We start from the raw sequence: 16,361 nt of genomic DNA on the forward strand, positions 1-16,361 counted from the left end.
ATTTATGAATTCTAACCTTTCTTTTATGCCTGTTTATTATCATTTTCAAGCCAGTCAAGTGCATCTTTAATAAGCTCGCACATTCTTTCATACTGTCCTGACAAATACAGATAACCCATAAGTGCCTCAAAGCCTGTCGCCCTTCTATAATCACTTATGGAAGCATTCTTGGCTGATGTGTAGGATTTGGCATTTCTGCCTCTCTTGTATACACTTCCTTCTTCCTCAGTAAGCTTATCTTCAAGATAACCTATCATCTTAGACTGTGACTCAGCCTTGACAATACTGCTTGCAGCCCTGTTCATCTTATTAACCTGTGTATTGCCAGCAGTAACTATCTTAGTCTTTACTACTAAGTCAAATATACTGTCACCTATATACGCAAGAACAAGTGGGGAAAGCTGTCTTGGACTTACACTTTTTAGTCCAAGTACATCCCATATGTCACTTGTCAGGTTATCTTTTATGCTCTCTTCCATCTGACACCTTCTCTTGTATCCTCAAGAATAATTCCCTTAGCCGTAAGTTCATCTCTTATCTCGTCAGCTCTTGCAAAATTCTTATCTTTTCTTGCCTGCTGTCTTTCTGCGATAAGTGCTTCTATATCTTCATCAAGAAGTTCTTCTTCCTTAATAACCTTAAGTCCTAATATATCCGCAAGTGTAACAATACTTTCCTTTAGTGCTGTTATATATTCCTTAGTATTGTCCTCTGATGAATTAGAATTAGCAAGCTTAACTAATTCAAATACTGCTGATATTGCATCAGCTGTATTAAAGTCGTCATCCATAGCAGCTTCAAATTTACCATAAATGTCTTTAGTTGAATCTATTACCTTCTTCTCATCTTCTGTCATAGCACTATCTTTAGCACTCTTTTCAAGATGTGTAAGATTAGTAACTGCTGTGATTATTCTGTCAAGACCGTTCTTGGCTGCCTCCATAAGGTCATGGCTGAAATTAATAGGATTCCTGTAATGTGCTGAAAGCATAAAAAATCTTAATACCTGTAAATCATATTCCTTTGAAATATCTCTTACTGTAAAGAAATTACCTAATGACTTAGACATTTTCTTATTATCAATATTAAGGAATGCATTGTGCATCCAGTACTTGGCAAACGGAACTCCGTTAGCAGCTTCTGACTGTGCAATTTCATTCTCGTGATGCGGGAATATTAAATCCTCACCGCCTGCGTGAATATCTATCTCATCTGCAAGATACTTCTTAGACATTACAGAACACTCTATATGCCAGCCCGGACGTCCTTCACTCCAAGGTGACTCCCAATAAGGCTCTCCGTCCTTCTTTGGCTTCCATAATACGAAATCAAGTGGATCTTCCTTCTCATCTTCACCTGATACCTTAAGCTTGTGTGCATCATCTCTATGTCCAGCCTCTAAATCATCTATATTCTTCTTAGAAAGCTTTCCATAACCCTCAAAACGTCTTGTTCTGTAATATACAGTACCATTCTTCTCATAGGCATAACCTTTATCGATAAGTGTCTTTATCATATCAATCATACCGTCAATTTCCTGTGTAGCAAGAGGATGTGTTGTTGCTGGCTTAATATTCATTCCAGCCATATCCTTTTTACATTCCTTAATATAACGCTTAGAGATTTCTTCTGCTGTAACTCCTTCTTCTATAGCCTTCTTAATAATCTTATCATCCACATCTGTAAAGTTAGATACATAATTAACATCATATCCCTTGTACTCAAGATATCTCCTTACTGTATCAAACACTATCATAGGTCTTGCATTACCAATATGTATAAGGTTATACACTGTTGGTCCGCATACATACATTTTAACTTTGCCTTCTTCTAATGGCACGAATTCTTCTTTACTTCTTGAAAGTGTATTATAAATCTTCATAATAACTTTGATCCTTTCTTTATGTCGGTAAAATTAATCTTCTATTCTTCTATATTTCTTGGCTCATTAACAAGATTTTCAAGATGTGCGATACGTTTCTTAAGCTTCTTATTCTGCTCCTTAAGATATTCTATATCGCTCATAACCGGGTCTGGAAGATGTATCTGGTCAAGATCTTCAAGCACTCTTACATCACCTCTCATAACAACTCTGCCAGGGACACCTACAACTGTTGAGTTAGGTGGCACATTTTTTAATACTACTGAACCTGCACCTATCTTACAATTATCGCCTATAGTCACAGAACCTAATACCTTAGCACCTGCACCAACCATTATGTTGCTTCCAAGTGTCGGATGACGTTTGCCCTGCTCTTTGCCTGTTCCACCAAGCGTAACTCCCTGATAGAGTGTTACATTATCTCCTATAATAGCAGTTTCACCGATGACAACACCATGTCCGTGGTCAATAAATAACCCTTCGCCAATAGTTGCACCTGGGTGGATTTCTATTCCTGTCTTTCTTGCTGTTCTTTGTGACAGCTTTCTTGCTCTGTAGAAATGCCCTTTCTTATAAAGCTTATGGGCTTTTCTGTACTTTAATAATGCCCAGAAGCTTGGATAAAGGAACACTTCCATTTTACTTTTAATCGCAGGATCCCTATCCATAATGACAGCCATTTCCTGCTTTATAAAATCTAAATATTTCATATCTGATAACTTCCTAACTAATTAATCTTAATCTATTATATGATATTTAATCACAATCAGATATGCTGAATTCCTAATAATTACTCAATTGTAATCCTGTGACCAGACTTACTCCTGTGTTCTTCTTGCAGCACATCCATTACAGCCGCTGCAACAGTTAGTCATATCCGAATCACCATATATATAATTAGACACTGACACAAGACTGCATATAGCCTGTGAGGATATGCCCTCACCTGTTCCTGTAAAGCCAAGACCTTCTTCTGTTGTCGCCTTTACATTAACACAGTTGACATCAATCTTTAATGCCTTTGCAATATTCTCTCTCATTGTATCTATATAAGGACGCATTTTAGGCTTCTGTGCAATAATTGTAGCATCTATATTCTCGATTATATAATTATTCTTATCAAGAAGCACACCAACTTCCTCTAAAAGCTTAATGCTTGATATGCCCTTGTAAGCATCATCTGTATCTGGAAAATGCTTTCCTATATCTCCAAGTGCCGCGGCACCTAAAAGTGCATCCATAATTGCGTGTAATAATACATCTGCATCTGAATGACCTAATAATCCTTTCTCATAAGGAATCTCTACTCCACCGATTATAAGTTTTCTATCTTCAACTAACTTATGAACATCATAACCTAATCCAACTCTCATCTAATAACCATACCTTTCTCAGTACGCATAAGCCTATCAATATCATATCCTTATAAGTAAACCACATTTTAGTAACATTTACAAGTTCCTAATACACATTTATCCTAATGCCACATCTAACATCATCATTATTCCAAAACCTATCGCAAATGCAATTACTCCAATATTAGAATGCCTCCCCTGTGACATCTCCGGAATAAGTTCTTCTACTACAACATATATCATAGCTCCAGCCGCAAAGCTTAAAAGATATGGCATTGCAGGTGTAATTATTCCTGCTGCCAGTATCGTTACGAATGCAGCTACAGGTTCAACCACGCCTGACAGAAATCCATACAGAAATGACTTTCCCCTGCCAAGCCCGTTAGCTCTTAGCGGCATTGATATAATAGCTCCCTCTGGGAAATTCTGAATTGCTATTCCAACCGACAGCACAAGTGCCGCCATTGCTGTAATTCCTGAATTGCCAAGCAGAAAGCCCGCATACACAACACCAACTGCCATCCCCTCAGGTATATTATGAATTGTCACTGCAAGGACAAGCATAGTCGTTTTTTTTAGATTAGTTCTTGGTCCTTCCGAAACCTCACTATTAATATGCAGATGAGGCGTTATATTATCAAGCAGCAGCAAGAACAGCATACCAGCCCATAAACCGACAAGTGCCGGCACGAACGCAAATCTTCCCATACTTTCTGACTGTTCAATTGACGGAATAAGCAGACTCCATACAGAAGCTGCAACCATAACTCCGGATGCAAAGCCTGTAAGGCTTCTTTGTATCCCATCTTTCATATTCTTCCTCATAAAAAACACACAAGCTGCTCCTAGTGTTGTTCCCAATAAAGGAATTAACACCCCATATACCGCCTCAATTCTCATATTTAATATTCACTTTCCTTTCTTAGCCTTTTCTTCTCACGCATTGTTGAAACAATGTGATGAATAGCCGCAACCGGATGATGAAACATCATTCTCGGTCCTGAAAATCTCATTACTGCTTTTATCTTTCCCCTCATCTCCTGATTATAGCAATGTACCTTGCAGTTAGCACAGAATGTCTTAGTTTCCATAAATGGGCATTTATCACTTCTTAATCCTGCATACTCAGCAAGCTCCTGACACTCAGCACACAAGCCATTTTTATTGATACTGCCCTTATTATATTTATTATGATGATTTTTCTTACAATATAACGCTATCATATAAGAAACCATCTGCTTCTCTTTTTCTCTCTTTTTATTAATATCTGTCTTTTTCATAATTATTAACTCATTCGCCCATTCTCTACGGAATATATCTTATCCGTAATTCTCATAGTTGACTGTCTGTGTGACACCAGCACAACCGTCTTATTCTGTCTTTCCTCATTAAGCGATTTAAGGATAACCGCCTCGTTAAGACTGTCAAGATTGCTTGTAGGCTCATCTAAGAGTATTAAAGGTGCATTATGAAGAAATACCCTCGCAAGTCCTATACGCTGTTTCTCTCCTCCCGAAAGTGTATCTCCCAATTCTCCTACAGGTGTATCATAGCCCTGTGGAAGCGACTGTATAAAATCGTGTATGGAAGCTTTCTTGCAGGCATTCACAATTTCTTCATCTGTCGCATCAAGCTTTGCAATTCTTATATTGTTCTTTATGCTGTCGTGAAACAGATGTGTATCCTGTGTCATAAAACCTTCCATATCCCTTAAGTTAGAAGTGTTAATATTCTTAATATCACTGCCTGAAATACTTATTCTTCCTTTATCTGTATCCCAGAAACGCATAAACAGCTTAAGAAGCGTTGACTTTCCGCTTCCGCTCTTTCCTATTATTCCAGTTATTTCACCCTTCTTAATATCAATACTGAAATTATCAAGTATAGTTTCTTCTCCATAGGCAAATGTAACATCTTCCGCATTAATACCTTCAAATTCAATTTCTTTATTACCCGTAAGTTCCTCTATAACCGGTTCTTCATCTAATATATCAAGAACTCTGTTACCTGCCGCAAATGTACTCTGCAATGTACTTCCTAACGCCGCCAGCGCCACTGCCGGTCCAAATGATGAGAATAATGCAATAGTAGTAAGGAGTACACCATCAAAGCCTATAATACCGGCATAATAAAGCTTAACACCTGCAAGAAGCATAATTATGTCAAATACCAGTATACACACATTAGTAACCGCTGTATTAACACCAGACACATTCTTCATTCTTCTTGCATCTTCTGATAAATCATCTGTCCTGCCATTCATAAGTTCAAGACGTTTAGCACCATTGCCATACTGTATTGTCTCAGAAGCACCTCTTAGGCTTTCAAGCACGAAGCTGCTGAGTTCTCCCGACTTAGTTCTGTATCTTAAACCATCATCTCCGCTTGCCTTAGATGCAATAAGCGGTATCACAACACCTACACATGCATATGCTATAAGTGCAATAAGTGCCAGCGACCAGTGAAATGAGCCTATATAACAACACATAATTATTGTATACAATACAGCTATCGCAATAGGTGATATTGTATGTGCGTAGAATACCTCAAGAAGCTCTATATCCGAAGTTATTATAGATATAAGGTCGCCTCTGTCCCTGCCCTCAAGCCTGGCTGGACAAAGCTTTCTTAATGCCCTGAATACTTTATCTCTTATTATTGCAAGTAACTTAAATGCTATAAAATGATTACACGACTGTTCTGCATATCTGAAACCTGCCCTTACAAGTGCGAACACAATTACGCACACGAATATCACACCAAGTGTGAGTCCTGTATCATACCCTGATACATCGAGTATTGCATAACCACCGAATATTGTTATAAAAGAAGCACATAAATGTCCTGCAAGTCCCATAAGAATTGCCACCGCCATATAACCGGCAAGCGGTTTTACAAGACCTATAAGCCTTAACATTACATTTAATCCACTACGTCCGGATTTTCCGTCTGAACTATTAACAATATGCTTATTATTATCCACCTTACCCATATTTATGCCTCATTTCCTGATGTTCTTTTTTCAACATTATCTTTAAAACCGTAATTCTCAAGCTCATACTGTACATTCCATAATCTTGAATATACTCCATTTTTTGCTAAAAGCTCATTATGCTTTCCAGCCTCTGCAACTCTGCCAGCTTCAAGCACATATATATTGTCTGCATTAACTACATTAGCAAGTCTGTGAGATATAAGAATCACTGTTTTAGTCTTTGCAAGATTAAGCACCTCTCTCATAATATCGTCTTCGCTCTCCATATCAATGTTAGAAGTTGCCTCATCAAATATATATATATTTCTGTCATGCATAAGTGCCCTTGCAAGTGCAAGTCTTTGCCTTTGTCCACCCGAAAGATTAGAAGCCTGTTCATTAAGCTTCATATCAAGTCCGCCCTCAGACATAACAAAGTCATATAGATTAACTCTTTTAAGAACATCTAACATATGCTCATCTGTCGCTTCCGGATAAGCAACAATAAGGTTATCCCTTATCGTACCTTTAAACAGATAGCTCTGATGGCTTATATATGTAACATTTTGCATTAGTGAAGCCTCGCTTATATCAGAAAGCTTCTCACTTCCAATCCTGATATCTCCTATATAACCCTTATTGCGGTGCATAAGTATTCCTGCAAGCGTTGATTTACCACAGCCGCTCTCACCGACAATCGCTGTAAAGCTCTTATCAGAAAATGTCATATCAACACCTTTAAGAATTTCCCTGTCTTTCTCATACGAAAAATGTACATTTTTTAATTCTATATTTTCATTGGCCGGAAACTCATTGCTTCCTTTATCCTCTTCCTCAAGTGCAAGAAAATTAAATATCTTATCACTTGCCGCCATTCCATTCATAGCTATATGAAAGAATGAGCCAAGCTGTCGCATTGGAATAAAAAAATCCGCTGATAAAAGTATAATCAGAAGACAGCCTGCCAGATTAATATTACCATCACTAAACTGCGTCACAGAAAGAATAATTCCAAGAGCTGCTCCTCCATATGCAACAAAATCCATTATTGTAATAGAATTAAGCTGCATTGTAAGCACTTTCATTGTTATCTTTCTGAACTTTTCTGACTCCTTGTTCATCTGTATGTTCTTATAATCATCTGCCTGATATATCTTTAAAGTTGTAAGCCCTTCAAGATTTTCCAAAAATGTGTCGCCAAGAGCTGTATATTGTGACCAGTATTTAGATAAAAGCTTCTTGGCCCAGGTCTGCACAAATGCAATTGATATTGGTATAAGCGGTACGCATATAAGCAGAACTACTGCCGAAACCACATTTATAGTGCATATGCAAACAAATAATGTAAGCGGTGCAAGCATAGCATAAAAAAACTGGGGCATATATGCTCCAAAATATGTTTCAAGCTGGTCTACACCTTCAACTGTAACCTGTACAAGTTCTGATGTCTTAACCTTCTCATTATATGATGCTCCCATACGAAGAAGCTTTTCATATATCATCTGTCTTAAATTTCTCTTTACTGTCTTAGATGACAGATAGCTCATCTTTGATGAACCAATATTACAAACTGCCCTTACAATAACGCATACTATAAGACTTATCACCATAGCTGCCATACTAGAAAAATTATATTTTCCTATTCCACTGCCACCGTCTATAAGGCCCGCAATAAATGTTGTTATTATCGTCATAAGCACAATATTAGAAACCAGAGCCAGCCATTGGAATATGACATTTCCTGCTATATATTTTTTACTCTCAGGTATTGTCTGAATTAATTGTTTCTTTATCATCGATACGTCCTCTCTAATTACAGTTAGTGTTATTAAACTTAATTATAATTTATCTTAATATCACGCATTATGTCAAGATGCAAAGTATTACCATTTTATAAATAAAAGGAATGTGCAAAGCACATTACTGTGCCGAGCACGGTCGCTTGCGGCAAACTACTTCTTCGTGCGAGTGCTCATCATCGGCACATAGTGCCTTTTATGTAATAGGAAATTCTAATAGAATTTCCTATTACATAAAAAAATCCCCTTATGAGCCGTTCTCTCATAAGGGGCAAAATTCATAGCTGCTTATGCTATGATGAAAGGAGGGAGAATTCACCTATAATTAAAATAATTGATGAATTCGATATGAAAAAAAATAATCTTGTAAAAAGTATTTGTAATGGTGTATTTAAAATAGCATATTGTATTTGATTTTTCAAGATGTTTTATGTAATTTCACCGATATTTACAATAATAACATATTTTGATTGTGCACATTTCACAATCAATCCACAGATACTGCACAATTAAACCACTATTTTTGTAATAAAATTACATAAAAAAAAGAACGCAAACGCGTTCTTTTACAGTAGTAGCGAGAGAGGGATTTGAACCCACGACACCACGGGTATGAACCGTGTGCTCTAGCCAACTGAGCTATCTCGCCATATATTATATTGTATGCAAACCACATACATTAGGACTTAATGTCCTAAGTGGGACCTACAGGGCTCGAACCTGTGACCCTCTGCTTGTAAGGCAGATGCTCTCCCAGCTGAGCTAAGATCCCGTTCGCTTTGTTAGTGTTTCGTGTCTCACGAACACTGCTTCGCTATTATAATATTAAAATGCACTATTTGTCAACTACTTTTTTCAAAAAAACGCAAAAAAAATACAATTTTTTCTTTTTTTATTATCCGTAGAAAAAATGGCTTGTTTTGCGGCACTTACAGACTTTTATACCAGTGCATTCAATATGAATAATAATGACCGCCACATATTCATATACATTTAATGCAGCAGTCATTATTATAATTATAGTTCTTATTTAACCTGACAATGTTACTTATATATACATTTATCTGATATATACCTCAATCTGATATATACGATTTATACATTAATCTGAGCTGTAAGCCCAAGTATATCTGCGTTATCATCAAGTATTGGCTTAATAACATCTTCAAGGTATTCATCAACCTGCTCTCTTGAACGTCCAACATACTTAATTGGGTCAAGCTTAGCCTGAAGCTCTTCAAGAGTAACTCCAAACATTGGATCATCTGCAATAAGCTCAAGAAGATTATTATCAAGGCCTTCCTGCTTAACTCTCTTGCCAGCTATCATTGAAAGTTCTCTTATTCTTTCGTGAAGTTCCTGTCTGTCTCCACCAGCCTTAACTGCATCCATCATAATGTTCTCTGTAGCCATAAATGGAAGCTCTGCCATCATATGCTTAATAATAACCTTGTCATATACAACAAGTCCATCAACAACATTAAGGTAAAGATCAAGTATTCCATCAACTGCAAGGAAGCCTTCTGGTACAGAAAGTCTTTTATTAGCTGAGTCGTCAAGTGTTCTTTCAAACCACTGTGTGCTTGATACTATAGCTGGGTTAAGGGCATCACAAAGTACATAATCTGCAAGTGAAGCCATACGTTCACTTCTCATAGGATTTCTCTTATATGCCATAGCTGATGAACCTATCTGTGACTTCTCAAATGGTTCTTCAACTTCCTTAAGGTGCTGTAATAATCTTATATCATTAGAGAACTTATGTGCTGATGCAGCAATGCCTGCAAGAACATTAAGAACTCTTGTATCAACCTTTCTTGAATATGTCTGTCCTGATACTGGAACACACGCCTCAAAGCCCATCTTTGTGGCAATCTTCTTATCTATCTGACGAATCTTATCCTGATCTCCATTGAATAATTCAAGGAATGAAGCCTGTGTACCTGTTGTTCCCTTACAGCCTAAAAGCTTCATTGTTGATAATACATAGTCAAGATCTTCTAAATCCATAACTAATTCATTAAGCCATAATGTAGCTCTCTTTCCAACTGTTGTTGGCTGTGCTGGCTGAAAATGTGTGAAAGCAAGTGTAGGCTGTGCTTTATATTTGTCAGCAAACTTAGAAAGTTCGTTAATAACATTAACAAGCTTCTTACGAACAAGCTTTAAGCCCTCTGTCATAATTATGATATCTGTATTATCACCAACATAACAAGATGTAGCACCAAGATGAATTATTCCCTTAGCCTTAGGGCACTGAAGACCATAAGCATATACATGTGACATAACATCGTGACGTACTTCCTTCTCACGCTTCTTCGCATCTTCATAGTTAATGTCATCCTGATGAGCCTTAAGTTCATCAATCTGCTCCTGTGTGATTGGAAGTCCTAATTCTGCCTCTGTTTCAGCTAATGCAATCCATAACTTTCTCCATGTCTTAAACTTCATATCCGGAGAGAAAATGTACTGCATCTCTTTGCTTGCGTATCTTTCTGCAAGTGGTGTCTGATATCTGTCGTTCATTCCTGCAATCCGCCTTTCTTAAATTGTCATAATTCTTATAATTGTAGCCGGCTATTATTAACCATCAATACAGCATATATAGAATATACTGAACACTACTTATTAGATTGTACCATATATATTCTATTCATTCAATATGATGTCAGTCCTCTTTTATTTTTCCATTTTCAACATTTGGCTTGATAAAATTGTTATACGCATAATCCCACAAAGTCTCTGAACCATCTTTAGTATTCTCATTTCTTTTAAGTATCTGATTTAAGTGGACACATTTTTCTTCCCAGCTTCTTCCACCAGAAGCATTATTAAGCATTACAGGCTGTATATTATCAAGTGTCCTTGCAAACTTTGCCTCAGGTGTCTTTCTTTCCTCGAATTCGTCCCAAAGCCCTCTCATATATTCAGCCTGGTCGCTTGGAAGAAGCCCGAATATTCTGTCTGCAGCAGTTAATTCTCTCTGTCTCTGTGTCTTCTTGCCATCCTCATCATATGCGTAAGTATCACCAGCATCAATCTCTACTATATCGTGTATAAGAAGCATTGTCATAGTCTTTAACACATCAATCTTTTCATTAGAATACTCGCTTAACAGCACCGCCATAATTGCCATATGCCACGCGTGTTCAGCATCATTTTCTTTCCTTGAAGCATCTGCAAGATATGTCTGTCTTCCTATAAGTTTCTCTTTATCAATCTCCTCTATAAATTTAATCTGTTTAATTAATCTGTCCTGATTATTATTCTCTTGATTATTATTCTGTTTATCGTCTTGATTATTATTAATCTTGTAATTATTATCCTGACCGCTATTCTTCATTAATTATTCTCCCCGGTATTAATATTGAAATTTTAAAAAACGTGCAAAGCATATTCCAATAGCAAGCATAGTCGTTTGTGACAAACCATATCATCGCATGAATGTATATCATCGGCATATAGTGCTTTTTTACGTAACAGTAAATTCTACCGTGATTCCCTATTACACAAAAAGGGAGGGCTTTACCCTCCCAATCCGGTTATTTTAACCCATCTCGCCACGAATATCTATTTCTGGTGGTTCAATTGGATAATTACCTGTAAAGCAGGCATCGCAGAAGCCTGTCTGATTACATATCATTTCACTTAATTTATCTGTTTCAAGATAGCCAAGAGAATCTGCTTCTATGTACTTGCAGATTTCATCAACTGTTCTTCCTGATGCTACAAGCTGATCCTCTGATGGTATATCAGTACCAAAATAGCAAGGATGAAGGAATGCTGGAGAACTTATTCTTACATGTACCTCCTTAGCTCCTGCCTGTCTTAAAAGATTAACAATTCTGCGGCTTGTTGTTCCTCTTACAATAGAATCATCTATCATAACCACTCTCTTGCCTGCAACTTCCTCTTTCAACACGTTAAGTTTAACCTTAACGCTCGACTCTCTCTGCTCCTGCTTTGGCTTAATAAATGTTCTTCCAACATAATTATTTTTTATAAAAGCATTACCATAAGGAATACCTGACTCCATAGAATAACCAAGTGCTGCTGGATTTCCTGATTCCGGAACACCTACAACTAAGTCTGCTTCTACTGGATGTGTCTTTGCAAGTATACGACCAGCATTAACTCTTGATTCATATACTCCCATACCATCTATCCTGCTGTCAGGTCTTGCAAAATATATATATTCAAATATACATCTTGCTGTATTCTTCTGGCAGAGTGATGTATCTGACTGTATCCCATCTTTAGTTATCGTAACTATCTCTCCTGGTAATACATCTCTTATAAATTCAGCACCTACTGTATCAAGTGCACAAGTCTCTGATGATAAGAAATATGTATTGTCTCTCTTTCCTATACAAAGAGGCTTGAAACCAAATGGATCTCTTGCTCCGATAAGCTTTCTAGGACTCATCACTATAAGCGAGTATGCACCCTTAATCTTCTTCATAGCATTTTTAACAGCTTCTTCTACCGTAGGTGTATTAAGTCTTTCTCTCGCTATTAAATACGCAATAACTTCTGAATCAATTGTAGTCTGGAATATAGCACCTGTATATGAAAGTTCTTCCCTTAATTCAACCGCATTAAGAAGGTTACCATTATGTGCCATTCCAAGTGTACCCTTAACATAATTTAATACAAGTGGCTGTGCATTTTCTCTTGTAGAACTTCCTGCTGTAGAATAACGAACGTGTCCAACACCAATATTACCCTTTAACTTCTCTAAATTCTCAGAATTAAACACTTCATTCACAAGTCCCATATCCTTGTGGGAAAGAACCTTTCCCTTAGGACCTTCTGTATCACTCACAGCGATACCACAACTTTCCTGTCCTCTGTGCTGTAATGCAAACAAGCCATAATATATCGTTGACGCAATATCTCCACAATCGAAGTCATATGCGCCAAACACTCCACATTCTTCGTGAAGCTTTCTGTCATCAATATAACTGTCGTTCATATATACCTCTGTCTTAGTATTCGTATTAGCAATGTAATCAAATTAGAAATCTTCACCTGTAAGAAGCTTATATGCCTCTTTGTACTTTTCTACTGTCTTGTCAATGATATCATCTGGAAGAAGATAATCACTATCAGGGTTAGCAAGAAGCCAGTTTCTAACGAACTGCTTATCGTAAGATGGCTGTCCCTGTCCTTTCTTGTATCCTTCTAATGGCCAGAAACGTGAGCTGTCTGGTGTAAGCATTTCATCACCGATTACAACTTCGCCATTCTCATCAAGACCAAATTCAAACTTAGTATCAGCAATAATAATTCCCTTGCTTAAAGCATATTCTGCGCACTTCTTATAAAGTGCTATTGTAGCATCCTTAATCTTAGTTGCATATTCAAGACCCTTGCCTGGGAACTTCTTCTCTAATACCTCAATACTCTGCTCAAATGAGATATTCTCATCATGGTCACCGACCTCAGCCTTAGTACTTGGTGTATAGATTGGCTCAGGAAGCTTCTCTGACTCTTCAAGGCCTTCTGGAAGCTTAATTCCACAGACTGTACCATTCTTCTGATAGCTTGCCCAGCCGCTTCCTGTTATATATCCTCTAACGATGCACTCGATTGGAAGCATAGTTAACTTCTTGCACATCATACTTCTTCTTGCATACTTTTCATTCTGGAAGAATTCCGGCATATCATTAACATCAACAGATATCATATGATTAGGAATAACATCCTTAGTATAATCAAACCAGAATTTAGACATCTGAGTAAGAATTGCACCCTTATCTGTGACCTTATTCTTTAAAATGTGGTCAAATGCTGATATACGATCTGTTGCCGCTATAACAAGCTTATCTCCTATATCATACACTTCTCTTACTTTGCCTTCATAAAGTAACTTAAACTTTTCCATGATCGCATCCATCCTTTTAAATTATAGTAATAGTGAATTTAATTATACACTCAACAACTAAAAATTATATAACAGTACACTACCAAAATCAATAGACAATACTTGCATATTATTCTTAAAAATTGTATTATTATAGAAAATCTTTATACAATATGTTTTATTTATTCAACTTTTTTATGTATTCAGATTATTATTATACGCAATTGTAGATGGAGGATTGTACTATGAATGATGGAATTGAAAAAAGACGCTATAACCGCCACAAGGCGAATTTAACATTAAATGTGTCTAAGCTTTTTAAGCAGGATTACATCAATATAAGAAATCTCGACTCACCTATAAATATAACTGATATATCAAAAGGTGGAATCGGCTTTCGCTCAAAAAGCATTTTACCTTTAGATTTTTATTTTGATGCTGTGTTACAGTTAGATGATGAAAAAGACCCAATAAACTGTGTTGTCAAAATCATCCGCTGTCAGCCAGTAGATAACTCAGACCTCTACGCCTACGGCTGTGAATTCGTAGGAATGTCACCCGTCACAGGTAACACTGTAGACAACCACAGCTCACACACCGAGCCCCCACAAGCCTAATAACCCAAGTGAAATAATTCACACTAAACAGTGGAATAACCCACACAGAATAACCCCAAACATATAAATCCAAATATATATTTTAGTATATTTTTATCAAAAAAGAGAGGCGGTACACCCCTCTCTTTCTGTTTATCTGTCTATCTCCAAATACATTTAACAAAATATGTTCACCACTCCAGCCCCGCAACCATCGCAGTCCGCCAACGCACAGATTGGAGAAACCGGCGGAAGCATAAAAAGACGATGGGGAGCCGCCGGCACTTAAGCGCTGTCTTTTAGCGCTTTAGTACCGCTGCGAGCGACACTCAGTGCAAACGTGTCTTTGTTGCTTCCGCCGATTTCTCCAATCGTCCGTCCGCCGTCCGCCGCACTCTGCACCTTGCCGCTTCCCACATCGTCTTTGTTAAACATATTCCCAAAATCTACAGCAGCTCTTTTAAAAGCTTATTAACCATTCCCGGATTAGCCTTACCCTGCATAGCCTTCATAGTCTGGCCTACAAGGAATCCTATAGCCTTCTCCTTGCCTGCTCTGTAATCAGCTACTGACTGTGGATTATCAGCTATAACCTTCTCAACAGTTGCCTTAAGTGCACCTTCATCATTAACCTGCTTAAGTCCGTGTTCTTCAATATACTTATCTGGATCAATATCCTCATCAAATATCTTCTCGAATATTTCCTTAGCAACGTTACTGTTTATAGCACCCTCATCTGCAAGTTCAATAATCCTTGCAAGACTCTTAGGTGAGAATGCGATATCCTCAGGATCCATATTCTTTTCCTTTAAAATACGCATAGTCTCTGTAATAAGCCAGTTAGATACTTTCTTAGGCTTATTGCATAAAGCTGTTGTTTCTTCAAATATATCAGCAAGCTTCTTAGAATCAGTAATCATATTGATATCATAATCAGGAATTCCGAATTCTTCCTTATAACGAAGCATTTTCTCATCCTTAAACTCAGGCTGTGCTTCCTTAATAGTATCAAGCCATTCTTCGCTTATGTGGATTGGTACAAGGTCTGGGTCTGGGAAATATCTGTAATCCTGTGCATCCTCTTTAGAACGCATAGCATAAGAATATTCCTTATCATCATTCCATCTTCTTGTTTCCTGAACAACCTGTCCACCAGCTTCAATTATATCTATCTGTCTGGCTGTTTCAGCCTCAATAGCTCTCTGGATAGCTGAAAATGAGTTAAGATTCTTAGTTTCTGTTCTTGTACCGAATTCAGTGCTGCCTTTTTCTCTTACAGAAAGATTTACATCAGCTCTCATGGAACCTTCCTGTAACTTGCAGTCAGATGCTCCAAGATACTGGATAGTATTTCTTAACTTAGTAAGATAAGCAATAACCTCTTCTGCATTTCTCATATCTGGCTCAGATACGATTTCTATAAGAGGCACACCTGAACGGTTATAGTCAACATAGGATACATCCTCCCATTCATCATGTATAAGCTTACCTGCATCCTCTTCCATATGAATCTCGTGGATTCTTATAGACTTCTCTGTTCCATCTTCAAGCTTTACTTCTACATGTCCATCACGGCATATAGGCAGATAAAGCTGTGATATCTGATAATTCTGTGGATTATCAGGATAGAAATAATTCTTTCTATCAAACTTGCAGTCTCTTGTTATAGAGCAGTTAGTTGCAAGACCAACCGCCATAGCATACTCTACTACCTTCTTGTTAAGAACTGGAAGAGAGCCTGGCATACCTGTACAAACAGGGCATGTGTGTGTATTAGGTGCTCCACCAAATGCTGTTGAACAGCCGCAGAATATCTTAGTCTTTGTAGCAAGCTCAACGTGAACTTCAAGACCAATAACTACTTCATAATCTTTCATTGCCTGACCTCC

14 protein-coding genes and 2 tRNA genes are annotated in these 16,361 nt (G+C 37.4%); 1 reads left to right on the forward strand and 15 read right to left on the reverse strand.

Going from position 1 to position 16,361, the window contains the following annotated elements; genetic code table 11:
* Positions 1-23: 23 nt before the first annotated feature.
* The 14 genes from WMO42_RS07195 to WMO42_RS07260 all read right to left on the reverse strand — a co-directional run bounded on the left by WMO42_RS07195 (position 24) and on the right by WMO42_RS07260 (position 13,897).
* Positions 24-479 (reverse strand): ribonuclease III domain-containing protein, encoded by a 456-nt coding sequence (locus WMO42_RS07195; protein WP_022502767.1) that lies wholly within the window; start codon positions 477-479, stop codon positions 24-26.
* On the reverse strand, positions 464-1,882 hold the full coding sequence (cysS, locus tag WMO42_RS07200; RefSeq protein WP_022502768.1) for a cysteine--tRNA ligase: 1,419 nt from the start codon (positions 1,880-1,882) through the stop codon (positions 464-466). Before cysS ends, WMO42_RS07195 begins: the two co-directional genes overlap by 16 nt.
* 41 nt (positions 1,883-1,923) lie before the next feature.
* Entirely contained in the window at positions 1,924-2,592 is a 669-nt protein-coding gene (gene epsC, locus WMO42_RS07205) for a serine O-acetyltransferase EpsC (RefSeq protein WP_022502769.1), read from the reverse strand.
* A 108-nt stretch (positions 2,593-2,700) separates the two neighbouring features.
* Positions 2,701-3,255 carry a 2-C-methyl-D-erythritol 2,4-cyclodiphosphate synthase gene (gene ispF / locus WMO42_RS07210; protein ID WP_022502770.1) on the reverse strand — a complete coding sequence of 185 codons (555 nt, stop codon included), beginning with the start codon at positions 3,253-3,255 and terminating at the stop codon, positions 2,701-2,703.
* A gap of 99 nt (positions 3,256-3,354) precedes the next feature.
* Entirely contained in the window at positions 3,355-4,137 is a 783-nt protein-coding gene (locus WMO42_RS07215) for a ZIP family metal transporter (protein ID WP_055176386.1), read from the reverse strand.
* A gap of 2 nt (positions 4,138-4,139) precedes the next feature.
* A complete protein-coding gene (locus WMO42_RS07220; RefSeq protein ID WP_022502772.1) occupies positions 4,140-4,517 on the reverse strand; it encodes a nitrous oxide-stimulated promoter family protein in 378 nt (125 codons plus the stop codon).
* A 5-nt stretch (positions 4,518-4,522) separates the two neighbouring features.
* Positions 4,523-6,229, reverse strand: a complete 1,707-nt coding sequence (gene cydC, locus WMO42_RS07225; RefSeq protein WP_318255826.1) for a thiol reductant ABC exporter subunit CydC — start codon at positions 6,227-6,229, stop codon at positions 4,523-4,525.
* 2 nt (positions 6,230-6,231) lie between these two features.
* Positions 6,232-8,007, reverse strand: coding sequence for an ABC transporter ATP-binding protein/permease (locus tag WMO42_RS07230; RefSeq protein ID WP_349191897.1), 1,776 nt, complete (start codon positions 8,005-8,007; stop codon positions 6,232-6,234).
* A 578-nt stretch (positions 8,008-8,585) separates the two neighbouring features.
* Positions 8,586-8,659, reverse strand: a tRNA-Met gene (locus WMO42_RS07235).
* A gap of 50 nt (positions 8,660-8,709) precedes the next feature.
* A tRNA-Val gene (locus WMO42_RS07240) sits at positions 8,710-8,782 on the reverse strand.
* 323 nt (positions 8,783-9,105) lie between these two features.
* Positions 9,106-10,536, reverse strand: coding sequence for an adenylosuccinate lyase (purB, locus tag WMO42_RS07245; RefSeq protein ID WP_349153477.1), 1,431 nt, complete (start codon positions 10,534-10,536; stop codon positions 9,106-9,108).
* Positions 10,537-10,678: 142 nt separating this feature from the next.
* On the reverse strand, positions 10,679-11,353 hold the full coding sequence (locus tag WMO42_RS07250; protein WP_349191899.1) for an HD domain-containing protein: 675 nt from the start codon (positions 11,351-11,353) through the stop codon (positions 10,679-10,681).
* 204 nt (positions 11,354-11,557) lie between these two features.
* Positions 11,558-12,985 carry an amidophosphoribosyltransferase gene (gene purF, locus WMO42_RS07255; protein ID WP_055306770.1) on the reverse strand — a complete coding sequence of 476 codons (1,428 nt, stop codon included), beginning with the start codon at positions 12,983-12,985 and terminating at the stop codon, positions 11,558-11,560.
* Between the two features lie 42 nt (positions 12,986-13,027).
* Complete coding sequence (locus WMO42_RS07260) at positions 13,028-13,897, reverse strand: phosphoribosylaminoimidazolesuccinocarboxamide synthase (protein WP_055306771.1); 870 nt, start codon at positions 13,895-13,897, stop codon at positions 13,028-13,030.
* Between the two features lie 224 nt (positions 13,898-14,121).
* Here WMO42_RS07260 and WMO42_RS07265 point away from each other — a divergent pair, with 224 nt between their 5' ends.
* Positions 14,122-14,493 carry a PilZ domain-containing protein gene (locus WMO42_RS07265; RefSeq protein WP_349191901.1) on the forward strand — a complete coding sequence of 124 codons (372 nt, stop codon included), beginning with the start codon at positions 14,122-14,124 and terminating at the stop codon, positions 14,491-14,493.
* 425 nt (positions 14,494-14,918) lie between these two features.
* On the opposite strand, the gene gatB is transcribed toward WMO42_RS07265, so the two are convergent.
* On the reverse strand, positions 14,919-16,349 hold the full coding sequence (gene gatB, locus WMO42_RS07270; protein WP_349191903.1) for an Asp-tRNA(Asn)/Glu-tRNA(Gln) amidotransferase subunit GatB: 1,431 nt from the start codon (positions 16,347-16,349) through the stop codon (positions 14,919-14,921).
* Between the last annotated feature and the right edge of the window lie 12 nt (positions 16,350-16,361).

Origin of the sequence: Lachnospira sp. CLA-JM-H23, assembly GCF_040096425.1 — a bacterium.
Classification (GTDB): domain Bacteria; phylum Bacillota; class Clostridia; order Lachnospirales; family Lachnospiraceae; genus Lachnospira; species Lachnospira rogosae.